Raw genomic sequence first — 12,545 nt, 5'->3', positions numbered from 1 at the left:
GGCTATGTTAAAATCTTCAGGTATATTTTAATAATTGAAAAACAATTTACGCCCTTATAACTGTTCCAAATATTTTATATCAATATCGAAAATTATAAAATTCTACCATAATTAGAAAACGCTACTAGTGAGTACAAGACATTAGCCAACGGGAAAGCTTGATGTCATACAATGGAGCATACTCTCCCGTTGATGAGGATGATACGGATGTTTGCATTCAAGGTATGTACAAACTCATATGAACTCTTGGTAAAATCTGAAGTGGTGATAAAAACTCCCTTGTTCGATTGAGCCTGCATCAAAGCACCGGCAAACTTCTGCAATTCATCCCGTCCGACTAGATTTCCTGTGGCATACTTCTTGGCCTGTATGCACACTCGGCCAAAACCCAACACATCCTCGTTGATCACTCCGTCAATACCGATCTACGGCAAATTCCATCAAGAATCATAATCTTAATCCGTTTAAATAATCTTCCTCAGCATGAGACACATTAAATCAAGTTCTTTCGCTCAAGCTTAATCAACATTTCCAACATCAATACTAATTTCACGCTACTCCAAAGTATTCTTCCATAATTTTATTCAGCTGGTTCGCAATGACTTGAAATTCACAGTTCAAGTCCAACGTCCTCACACTAATCATGTTCCCACTCATGCGGTATGCGGCATCCGGCTGGACCATTTCATCAGTCCTTGCGTAAAGTAGCATTCCGGCCACTTCGCAAGATTTACCATTAATACTTGCAGTCTTGTTCTTCACGTACGTGAATATCTGGTAGAGGTTGCCGGAATGGATGGTATGCTTGTCATATTGTGCCTGGGTGGAGTGCGCCCAATACTTTGCATCGATGATGAGGATTTTGTCTTTGTAAGACAGTGTGATATCGCTCTGCATTATTGGAAGCATGGTCTCGACTCCATCATCGAGTGCCCAAGGAATTTGAGAAGCGTTCGCTTTCAATTGAGGAAATTCCTTGCTGTAATATTCAAGGATGAATTTCTCATATAGGTGGAACATTTCCTTTTCATCCACGAAGGAGGCTAGTTTGTATGCTCCCCAGTCAGTTGTTAGGAGCATGCCCTCGATTATAAACTGGCAAACCCCTAGCAACATTCGATACGTGTTATTGTTTCGATGGAACCTCAAGGTAGCCCAGCGTATCGATGCGGGATCGATAGCGTCCACATTCGAGAAAAACAACATCTCTTTTTTCAGCTCATTCTTGTATGTAGCTTCCACTTGGGAATGGTGCAGGAGGATCATCACAGTAGTTTTCAGGATTTGGTTGAGCAGGTTGTTTTCTGACAGCTCATCGTACTCGCAGGTCAACACCTGTTTGTGTGCCACCTTGTTCCTGACAGTTCCGGGCATCTCGATCTTTCCACGCATCACGGTCAGATCTTCCGTGAGATTCAGGTACTCCCGATACAACCCTTGTTTCAATTGCAGTCCGATCCCCTTTGCCAAGATGGAAGCAAACAGGTTGTGGATGTTGTCGAATTCCTCTTTAGCGACATCTTCAAAGTTTTCCTGACGTAATGCGGTGAATGCGTACGCCAACATGTAGTAAATGTTCTTTATAAAAACATTTCCATATTGTTTCATTGGAACACGCCGAGCAGTAAACTTTCCCATCGTTGTAGCTTATTGAAATCATCGAACCAGTATTCACTTAGCATGGGAAGTATCTCAAACTTGACTACGGATTCAAGCCATTCCTCTGTACATTCTTCCTGACTACAAAAATAACTATGCCCAATTGAGAACCCCTTTCCTAGTGATTTATCCAAAGCGATTTCCTTATTCAATTCCTTTACCCTGAGCAGAAGCTCATTGAGAGTCTCATCATCAAGGGATTCCTGATACCGTATAAAACCATCCGAATCAAAACCGGGTTCGAGCTCGAAGAAACTGAAACGACGACGGAGGGCATAATCGATCATAGCAAGACTACGATCGGCCGTATTCATCATGCCTATGATATACAGATTCTTCGGTACAAAGAACGACATCCCGTTATACGCCAGCGTCACCTTAGTCCCACGGTAATCGCGCTCGAGCAACATGAGGAGCTCTCCGAAAATCTTGCTCAAGTTCCCTCGATTTATCTCGTCTATGATGAAGAAAAACTCCTTGTCCGGCTGGTTGGCTGCCCGCTGGCAGAATCGGTAGAAAATTCCGAACTTCAGTTCAAATTTGTCCTCCACCGGCTTATATCCCATCATGAAATCTTCATACGAGTAGCTTTGGTGAAACTGCACGAATTCAATTCGATAATCGTCCTTCTCCCCGATGATCGAATATGCTAGGCGCTTTGCAGCGAAAGTCTTACCCACTCCCGGGGGGCCTTGGAGTATGATGTTCTGCTTGTTCTTCAGGACTGCAACCAGTGTATCGTATCGGTTTTCTGGCAAGTATACTTCTTTCAGAAAGTCTTTTTTCCCATAGGCCTCGACATGGTCCTTTACGGCAACAGGATTCTCCTCGCGGATAAGATCCATTATGAAATCAAATTCCCAGTTGGTTAGCTTGAACAGGCTCCCTTGGGCATTTCTAAAATATTCCATCCTCTCAAGTTCAGGACATTCTTTCAATGTTTGGTAGTCGATTGGTACTGAGAGGCCTTCGATCTTTTCAAAATAAATCTTCTCACCATCCTGTTCAGCGACAACTTTCCCCAGCGCAACAATTTTCTTGATCGGATTAGATTCGTACCCGATGATTAGATCTCCCGCTTTGGCGTCCAAGAAGTTCTGAAAAATCCGACGTTTATTCCCATTGTCGTTATAGAGTGTATACGACTGTTCCTCCCCCACAGCAATGTCTGAGAAACTCCAGATCTTGGGATTTGCATTCAACCACCAATATCCGTGTATATCTTTACCATCAGTAGGGGTGGCATATAATGCCACCTTGCTCAAATCGACTTTATCCAGCGCAGCGGCTAGCTCATCCCTAAGTTTCCATACAAAACTGCCTTGGTCATCTTTATTTGCTTGACGTCCAACATAGAGTATCGGCCACCAGCGTGAGTTCTCTTGTTCGTCTTTCTTGCGAGGACAGCCTGTTTTTTCAGCTATGCGACGCGCCAGAGAAACGGAACCACTGTTGTAGAAATTTTTATTCTCTCCATATTTAGTCTCCAGTTGAGTGCATGTTGCCATACCACCGTAATCCTTAAACCTCTTCATGATCTCAAGGCTGCTAGGGGTAAAAATCTCTTTGTCATTGAGAAGCTCAATCCATTTCTCCATTGAAATTTCTGGCGAGTAATCTACGGGGATCCAGGAATCATCTGAAAGCAAATCCTTCTTTGAATAATAGCGGCTGATGTAGAAACCCACATCGATGGTTAATGTTTTCAACTCTGGATCGGGATAGCAACTGGGAGTCAAGTGCTTCTCAAGAAGATCTACCAATTCCTTATCTTTATGTAGTTCGTTGCAGATTTCGTTATATAGCAGAATGCTGTTGCGAATATTGTCGGCATATGCACCTTTTTTGAATCGATAGTCACTGGACAACTCGCGGGAGACGGTCTTCACCTCACCAAATTTATAGATGTAATACTTGTCCGGATACCTGAGCCATAAATACGTACTGATTGCGTTCTCATTCTGGTAATGCTGCTTCGCGCCTTCTCCATATTTTTCAAGCAGGATGGCAGATTGTGTCTTGAAAGCTTCAATGCGCTCAAAGACTTCTTCGTTTTCATCGAACAGTGCAATAAACATCGCCCGAACTTCCTCAGGAGCCCGAGCAGCAAATTCTTGAATCATGTTGGAGGGAAGAAAGTTCATCGAGGCGAGCAGATTCTCTGTCTTGGCAAGTGAATTTGTCAGCATGGAAGCAAAATCTACCGAATTCACCTCCCAATTGTCTTGGAAGCATTTCACAGCTTCCCATTTGTACTTTTCATCGGCCCATTGGGTGGTTGTGAAATCCTGTTTATACCTCTCCAACACAGTTTTCAAGAGAGATTTGTCAATCAAGCTACGGCTCCTTCTTCTATACTCGCATGACAGCCTTTTAGAAATTGGATTTCTTAAAAATCCAGAAATCTACCAATGTATCGTCATATCGCTGTAGAGCAAGGATGAAGAACCTAAATACGGATACACCACCATATTGCAAGGTGACTTGTCGGGCATTACCTGATCTGAGTTAGAAAACTATTTCTTCCAGCAGTCCGAGGCTTCTCCTTTCAATCATCACGGATTGCGGAAAACCCATACAAGATTTTAACACGGAAATGTTTATCAAGGAGATAATTTTTCCATTTCACCACTCATTAATGTTCCCTAAATAACCAGTCATAGCAATAAATATTTCCAGTACAAAGGATTAAACTTCCATGCAAATTTCTTTGCTCAAGCCATCATGGAATAAAATAATGATTACTCCCATAGGCCATTTATTACGTGTATTATGGTCTGGAGAGATCTATTCAATACAACCAGTTTAACAAGATAGATCACAGAAAATCTTGTCAACTTATAAGATCGAGCAATAACAAGCATTACAGAATGCAGGCTTGAGATGAGTGCTTCGGATGATAAAACTAAGCTAAATTGTATACTCCTACTGACGCTAGCAACAAGTTGGTATGTTCTTTTAGATCGCATATCTGCTCAGCAGAAACTGTTGTTTGGGTCATAGTTGAAATTTTCACTATACGCTTCCTATGGACACTATTGAACTCATTCCACCATCCTCCTCAGCCGGGCGAATAGCTTGTCAATATATCTGTCCCGGTCATTGATCATAAACAGCACGTGCATATCCTCGAGCTCGCCCTGTGTGTTATCCCATTTCAGTTGCGAGTATTGCGTCCACGAAAGAATGAAGCTGTTGAGGATCACAGTCGGATCCTCCAATCGTTGCTCTACATCCTTGATCCGTTTGTAAAACAGAACCTTCTCGCTGACGGGGCCTTCGTGCAAAAGACCGTGTGGCTCAATGAAGGTGACATATTGCTTCCCTCCAATCAGCATCCACAGAATAAAATCTGGGTGGAAGTTGCCCGCCTCGAAGAATCCTACACCTTTTCCTCGGCTCATGTTCCTGAGCAGGAAGAGTTCCATTCCTTCCTTTTCCAAGGAGCCTTCGTAATCGTCCCACCAAGTCTTTAGATCGGTGATAAACTGATATTCGCTCTCGTTGAGAGTGACAGGCAATATGGTGATTTTCCCACCGCGCCGAACGTGAAAAAGCGGCTGGAACAGGTGCTTGCCGAAATTGCAGGCGTTCAGATCACCAACCTTCAGCAGATCATCCTTTTTCTGCTCCAGATCCTTCTTGATCTGCTGGATTCTCTGGATAACCTCTTCTTTATCACCATCCACGATAAGTTGATAGAAGTCCTCCTGCGGGATGTTGTCATTATCTGGAGTCAGGTCGCGTAGCTCCAGGCGCGGTTCGATGTATTCCCGTTTGCGATAGTTGTAGTAGTGATCGCAGTACCGCTTCAAAAGCTCTGACGCCACCTGTTGTAGCAAAAGCACGCCATCAAAGGTTTCCGGGTTCAGGCGAGTTTCGGGCAGGTAGAGGGTATACCAGCTCGGGTCCCCCAGTAGACGCCGAATACCATCCTTGGTGATATTGAAGTTGTACCAGCTTCGTTCGCGCTTGAACCGCTCCATCTCGAAAAAGAGCGTGTCATAATCCAGCAGCGCCAAATGCTGTTCACGTAACGATACCTTGTTCTTCTGGGTCGTCAGAGATGTACCGCGTGACTGCATAGCCGCGATGCGCGGGTACCAGTCGGCGACCACCGTGTTGTGTGTCATGTAGTCCGGTATTTCCCCGGCAGTGGGCACCGCTGCATCTTTTTTAAAGTTATATTCCTTGCCGTCAGAGGCCTTCCGCTTAGGTCGGAGGATTTTAAGCTTCTTGCCGAAGTCATAGGTGACATTGAGCGGGATGGTAATGATCTTACGGCGTTCGTTTCCAGGAAGGCCTTCCTCTTTAAGGAAATCGCGGAACTTCTCCATGAAGTCGGCTTCAACACCGAACACATTGAGGGTTTCCAGCTCCTCAATGAAGGTCGGCCTGACCGGCGTATGTGAATGGCCGCTGCGTTTGAGGCTCCACTCGTAACCCTTCAAACGGACACCACGTCCGAAGAGCTGAATTATCTGCGAACCTTCCGAGCGCCCGACATGCATCAAGCCCATGGTGCTGACTCGCCAGCAGTCCCAACCTTCAACGAATTTCTTGGAGCCGATAAGCAGGTTGACCGGTGACGTAGAATCCTTCACGGAGGCGAACATCGCCTCGTTAAAGTCACTATCTTCCACGGTCAGTCGTGTACCGTCCTGCGCCGCCACCTCGGCAACGTGGTCGCACAGGCTTTTGGCATCACCGACGTTGATCAGGCCGAAGGGCGTCTCGCTCATGCCCACACGCAAGGCCACTTCGCCGGATTCGCCTTTGATGCGATCCAGTGACAAATGCCCGCCTGCGGCATTGTTGAACAGCTTAGCGAGAATATCTCGATAGAGGTCTTCAATGGTTTCGCCGTCATTCATGGCCCGGGCCAGATATGTAAATGCCCCAGCAAAGATATCGTTCCCATCATTGTCCAGCAGGCCGGTATCTTGACCTTTACCGGTGAGGATCTCGTGCATACGCCGCGTAGCTGCCTGCTGGTTGTCGAGAAAGTCTGCGATGAACTGGATGATGAGCGCGACATCCGTGGCGACGATCTGTTCATCTTTGTTCATCTTACCTGATGAAACCGTACTGCCTACAAAGACCCATAGTGGCTTTTCCAGATTGAACGGTCCGAAATCTTTCACTTTTTCCTGGTAGATCCGAAGCTGCTGATAGAACTTCAATAAACAGGCTATCATATAGATCGACTGCGTCTCTTCGAAGGATTCTGGCAGGTTCAGGATCTGATAATCCTTGCCGAAACCGTCCTCATAGAACCATCGGTAAGAGTAATCAAAAATGATTGCCTTGGCGTAGCTGTTCTCAAAATTAACATTGCCTGATGCCAGAACGGCCTGCTCGAAGGTGGCCGAATACTCGAAAGTGAAGCCCTTGGCGCAAAGGTCTGACCTCCGGGAGAACCAGACGCCTTCCTCTTTACCACTCATACCACGATGACCCTCGTCAACCAGAAGCAAGTTCTGATCTCCCAGACTTCGCGTGGCGATGGTGTTCGGTCCCTCCTGATCAGCTAACTTGGTAATCTCCAGCACATCAACACACTCAAGACCCTGGGCTAGTCCGAAGAGGCTGCCACGTGATTGCAGGTAGCTGCCTGCAGAAATATCGCTCTCCCGAAACTCAATGATGTGTTGCTCTGAGAGACGCTCGTTGGGCGTCAGTAGGATAATCCGGGAGAGTTCTTTATCCTTCCCATGCTTTGCGGCGTAGTGCCGGTATTGCAACAGGTTGACGTGCATCAGCAGTGTCTTGCCGCTACCAGTAGCGTTCTGCATGCAGAGCTTGTTCAGATCATCCTCGTTGTATGGCGGCACATCAGCGTAATCGTCCCAGTGGCGGTTGAAACGCTCAACAAATGCATTGAGATCAGCGAGTATCCCTTCACGATTGCTAAAAAATCGGTCCAGGTAGATTTCAACAAAGATCAAGGTCAGCCACTGGTAATATTTCCACACCACTGGCCGGTGACGCTTTTCATTGATCGCCTGGGTATGGCGAACAATGTTCTGCTCGTAGGTCAAGAGCATGTCCCGACTGATGCGAAAGCCCTGGAATTCAGCCGCCCCATCGGTATAACTGAAGAGCGGGCTATCGACGAGATGGTGGTAGAAGAAATGTAGATTATCCTTGTCCAAGCCTTCCAGGCGCGGATCGCGGATGGGTTCAGCCAGCTTGTGAAAGGGGAGAACCCCATTGCCATTTACTTTATGTTCGGCAAGAGGATCGATGCCGAACAGGCTCACCAGCCACTGATTGAGGAGCAGCTTGTTGCGAAACTTATGCAGTTTGGGGCTGCGTGAACGTTTCTTTGCCATCACATCGCCTCCTTACGCGTTTTCACCATTCCACATGCGCTTCATAAACTCTTCTTCTATGAGGCGGACCTTCCAGACCTCGTTATCCTGCTTCAGATTGGGCAAGTTGTTGCTACCATTGACGTAAATGGTGTCGAACTTGAAATCGCGGGTACCGCTGCGGTTTGTCTGGAACCACTCATCCAGCATCAGGTTGTCCTGCTCGATGTCGTCGGTAAGCTTGCGCCAGACGATCAGAACTTTCTCCCGCTGGCCATTGTTGGGATTGGCCGGGTCCTTGGGTACCCAGCCCTCGACCTTGCGGAACCACCACGGGCCGCCTTCGTCCTGCCGGATGCGACCATCCACCACCAGCTTGGTGTGCTGATCTTCGGGCAGTTCTGGGTCCGGAATCCGCTTGAAGGTCGCCTGATAAGTCTGTGGCACGGATATGTGCAGCATACGCAGGCCGATCAAATAGTTGAAGGTCTCGATCAAATCGACCGCACGGGTGGCGTACTCGTCCGTCCCCGGCTTTTTTACCTCCAGGGTGTAGGCGGTCGGATCGGCAAAGGTGTCGATATTGAGCAGCGACTGACTGCCCCGTGTCTCCACATCCAACAGGTAGTGAAGCATGTAGTCTTCCTTGAGCGTCGGATTGGCAGCCAACGCCTTTCTACGCTGGGGATTATTATCGAATCGCAAATTGTTGAGCGTGTCCTCGTAGGATTCCAGGCGGATGTATTTGAAGCAGTGGGATATGCCGGTATGATGCGCTGTGGGTTTGCCGTCTTTCCAACTTTCAGAATAGACCACCTTGGCAATGCGGGGTTTGAGCACTTTGTCGAAATAGTCTCCCATTTCGACAAGAATGTACTTTCTGTTACCACTATCTTCACGATTCAGATTGATGACCGCATGACCTGTAGTGCCAGATCCAGCAAAATAATCCAAATATTGTGATGCGTTGCCAATTTTTAGAATATAACTAATAAGATCCTTTGGTTTGGGGTATGAGAACTCAACACCCATATCTTCGAGTTCATACTTCATCTTCTCAGTTGTGGTAAAGTTACGCAGGACAGAAACGATATTTCTTGCTGATCCTTTTGATTTTTTGTAATAAATTGTTCCCTTTTCAGAAAGGTAAAACTCCATTTCTCCGTCTTCATCCTTTACCGGGGAACAGCCGTTGTTTATAAAGCTCTTGAGTTTATTCAGGTTTGCCCAACCAGCGGATACCTTTAACTCTTCACAAAGCTTGAAATCCCTATAATTCGCTGAATTGTATTTGATTGGAAATATAACCGAATATTTTCTTATTAGATTTCGAGGAAAATATGATTGAGAACCAAGCTCTGAAAAAAAACCACTCGTCGGGACATCTTCTTCGATAGTTCCTGATTCCTTATTGACTGGGAAGCCAACCGGTAGAATGACTTCAGAATAGGGATTTGCTGGCCCATTTTTGGTAATTGAATTTTCTGCAAAATTTTTCCAAAGATTACTTTCTTTCCTAGTATTAGGATCAATAACTCTGCCATAATCTGCGTATGATGTTTTTTGAGCAAGTGTTACATATTCATGGTTAACCTTTATTTCAAACTGATTATCAGTATGACCATCCGTATTCCATATCAGGTTAGTTTTCACAAAGTAGCCATTTGATCTAAGAATCTTCTTAAGGTTCTCGTTTTCATTGTCGTCATTACTTACAAATAACAGAGAATCATCTGTCATAATTGAAAACAATGAATTAAGTCCACAGTTTATTGATGATGCCCAGCTTGATGTCCGGTACGAATCTTTGTAGATAAAACCATCTTTACCAGTGTTGTATGGCGGATCGATATATGTGCATTTCACCTGCTCACGATACCGCTTCTGCAATAGATTTAGTGCCTGAAAGTTTTCTGAATGAATCAGCAGTCCATCACAATGTTCATCGAAATTTTCAATCGACTCCACCAGCCGGGCTTTGAAGCTGTCATCGAAAAAGCGGGTATCCAGCACCAGCTTGTTGTTGGCCCTGAGGAACTCGATCGTCAAAGGCCGTGAGAACCCCGGGCTGTGTAGATCGGCCTGGATTTCGTCGATGGCGAAGAGCTTGATCCACTCTTCATTCTGCTCATCACAGGAGGCCACGACTGAATAGAGTTCCTCGGGAACCCGGTCGAGGGTGATACAGTAGTTAGTTTCAATAATGAACTTCTTCTTGAGCCAGAGCTTTTTCTGGAAATCCTCAAGCTGGGCCAGAAAGTCGATCAGCTTGCCCGCGATCTTGCGCAGCACCTTGATCTTGGCCATATAGCTTTCGACCGCCGGGGCGTCTGCGTTTTCAATGTCATCGAGACGCATGACCTCGTTCTTGATGTAGAAGTCCAACTCTCGGCGCAGAAAGCCACCCAGATCCTTATGGATAAAATAGTCCATTGTGTTGCGGGCAGTGTACTGATTCACGTACTTGGCCAATACCGGCCTCTTCTTATCGCTGTCGGTCGGAGCGGGGACCTTGAGCAGACGCAGATATTCCGCGATCTGTTTCTCGTGTTCGCTACCGGTGGCTTCGATATTCTCAATATATTCCAGTATAGTCTCTACCGCTTCGGTGTTGCGCTTGTCCCGCCAGGTATTTCCTTGGCCGATTTTCTCCGGGTCAGAGCGATACTCAAAGTTGCAGACAAGTTCCCCAGCCTCGTTGAGCTCCACAGGATTATCTTTGTGGATAATAAAAAACCTCTTGTTCTGCTCGCTGACTTTTACATTGCCGTGCTCGCCCTCAGTAGCTTCTACAACACGAAAATGAATCTTCAGCGGGGAATCGTTCTCAACACCAAACAAGTTTCCGTTTTGATTCTGCTCCTGCAGTGCCCGCACCTCTTTTGCATGGCGCAAGTCAAAAGTGAAGTTGGAAAAATATTCGTCACTTTTTATGTAATACTGGTCGGCATTAGCCCAGTGAAGTTTTACTTCTTCGCCGTTGTAGGGCACGGCAAAAGGCGCGGCTTTGCCGGAGGTCTCCCGCGTATAATAACGGCGAGAGATAAAGTCACCATTGTCGTAGTAGCGCTCAAAAAAACGATACAGATGGTCATACACATCTGCCTCAGCGCTGGCTGTATCCTTGACTGCATCCAATACGGCTTTTGCTTTTTTAACTGGTTCGGTCTCCTCTGGATTGGGAGCGTCGAAATCCTTGGCAGTCTGAATGGCCTTCTCATAGATGGCCTGCAACTCTGCCTTGCGGGCTTCGTCTACATCACCGAAAGCATCCGCCACGATCTTCAGCAGATCGGTACCGATGAAGTCCTGAACTTCCTTCGCCTTGGCGTGCATAATTCGGTAAAAGCCGAAATCAAGGTCCGGCTGATCGAGTTGGAACAGCTCAAAAAGCTTTTTCAAAAGGCGGCTGCGAAGTTGTTCGGCAGATGGCATGGTTATCTCCTTATCCCTTAAATCTCGCTCCACCGAATTGTGAAAATCGGTGTGACAATTGTTTACTATAGTATTCGATTTTCGAACGATTCCGTGATGAGGTCGGTAAGGTTGCCATCGACTCTGCTCAATTCATGGTCTTGGTAGCTTTCATGGTAATCCGTAATCATTCTTCCAAATCCTTCTTATAGCAATCAGTTCCCCTGCCAGTTTTCACACACTCGTCGCTTTCTTCTTTCTTGAACTTCCAAAAACGTCCTATGCGAGGTGTGGGTCTCGAATGCATGTCGATCGAATTGTAAACGGTGTCACGGTGGATACCGAAGTTGTTGACTTTTTCGTTCATTGAAAACCAGCAATAATTTATTTATCCCATGTCTCATACTTCTCTTAAAGGCTATTGATTTTTATCATGACCTCAACAGTAGATATGGAATACTGCAAATATAACACTTCTAGTTTATTTCAGCTTGTAACTATACTGCGATGGTAACCGGAAGTCAAACGTTCTTAACCGATTAATACGTAAGCTCAGCGAGCGAAGAACGAGAAAAGGAATGATATCCCGATTGACACCTTCCCTCATATCCTCTATTCTCACCACTACCTGAATACCACTTAACACATGTTTACACTATTTTCCAAAATCCTATTGACCCTCCATATCATTCCGTACTATCCTCCGCTCACCAAGTCTGACGACTAACAGGCTTACAAGGATGACAAGGATTATGAAGAAAACTACCGTGACTTTTGGAGAGTACCTGAAGCACAAACGCGAAGAAAAGCAGATTAGCTTGCGTGAAGTGGCTCGTACTTTGGGAGTATCGGCGCCGTTTCTCAGCGATGTGGAAAACAATCGCCGTGGACCGCTGACTGAGGAACGACTGGCAGATTTGGCGAAGGTGCTGAATCTGAATGAAAAAGAGAAAGCCGAGATGTATGACATCGTCGGCAAGCAAAAGGGTCTGCTCGCACCGGATTTGAATCCGTATGTGACCGAACGGCCGTATGTGAACGCTGCCCTGAGAACCGCAAGGAACCTGGAAGCGGACGAGGATGACTGGAAGATGTTCATTGCAGAACTGATCAAGAGGAAAAGCGGGGAAAACTAGGCAGCATGGTTAAGTGTGCAAG

The 12,545-nt window shown here is 46.1% G+C and carries 6 protein-coding genes; 1 reads left to right on the top strand and 5 read right to left on the bottom strand.

The genetic code is table 11. From position 1 onward, the window contains the following. Positions 1–164 precede the first annotated feature (164 nt). The 5 genes from AB7C91_RS13160 to AB7C91_RS13140 form a co-directional block, all read right to left on the bottom strand. Positions 165–419, bottom strand: a complete 255-nt coding sequence (locus AB7C91_RS13160; RefSeq protein WP_428592181.1) for a restriction endonuclease — start codon at positions 417–419, stop codon at positions 165–167. A 130-nt stretch (positions 420–549) separates the two neighbouring features. Beyond that, positions 550–1,638: a 5-methylcytosine-specific restriction endonuclease system specificity protein McrC gene (gene mcrC, locus AB7C91_RS13155; protein WP_428592178.1), complete on the bottom strand. Its 1,089-nt coding sequence runs from the start codon at positions 1,636–1,638 to the stop codon at positions 550–552. Next, positions 1,605–3,995 carry an AAA family ATPase gene (locus AB7C91_RS13150; RefSeq protein WP_428592175.1) on the bottom strand — a complete coding sequence of 797 codons (2,391 nt, stop codon included), beginning with the start codon at positions 3,993–3,995 and terminating at the stop codon, positions 1,605–1,607. Before AB7C91_RS13150 ends, mcrC begins: the two co-directional genes overlap by 34 nt. A gap of 708 nt (positions 3,996–4,703) precedes the next feature. Next, positions 4,704–7,994, bottom strand: coding sequence for a DEAD/DEAH box helicase family protein (locus AB7C91_RS13145; protein WP_428592172.1), 3,291 nt, complete (start codon positions 7,992–7,994; stop codon positions 4,704–4,706). Between the two features lie 12 nt (positions 7,995–8,006). Continuing rightward, positions 8,007–11,408, bottom strand: coding sequence for a DNA methyltransferase (locus AB7C91_RS13140; RefSeq protein ID WP_428592169.1), 3,402 nt, complete (start codon positions 11,406–11,408; stop codon positions 8,007–8,009). A 731-nt stretch (positions 11,409–12,139) separates the two neighbouring features. Between AB7C91_RS13140 and AB7C91_RS13135 the strand changes: the two genes are divergently transcribed. Next, positions 12,140–12,523: a helix-turn-helix domain-containing protein gene (locus tag AB7C91_RS13135; RefSeq protein ID WP_428592166.1), complete on the top strand. Its 384-nt coding sequence runs from the start codon at positions 12,140–12,142 to the stop codon at positions 12,521–12,523. Positions 12,524–12,545: the final 22 nt, after the last annotated feature.

Origin of the sequence: Sphaerochaeta sp. (assembly GCF_050256055.1) — a bacterium.
Classification (GTDB): domain Bacteria; phylum Spirochaetota; class Spirochaetia; order Sphaerochaetales; family Sphaerochaetaceae; genus Sphaerochaeta.
The sequence above is the reverse complement of the archived record's forward strand: the minus strand, read 5'-3'. Positions and strand labels throughout refer to the sequence as shown.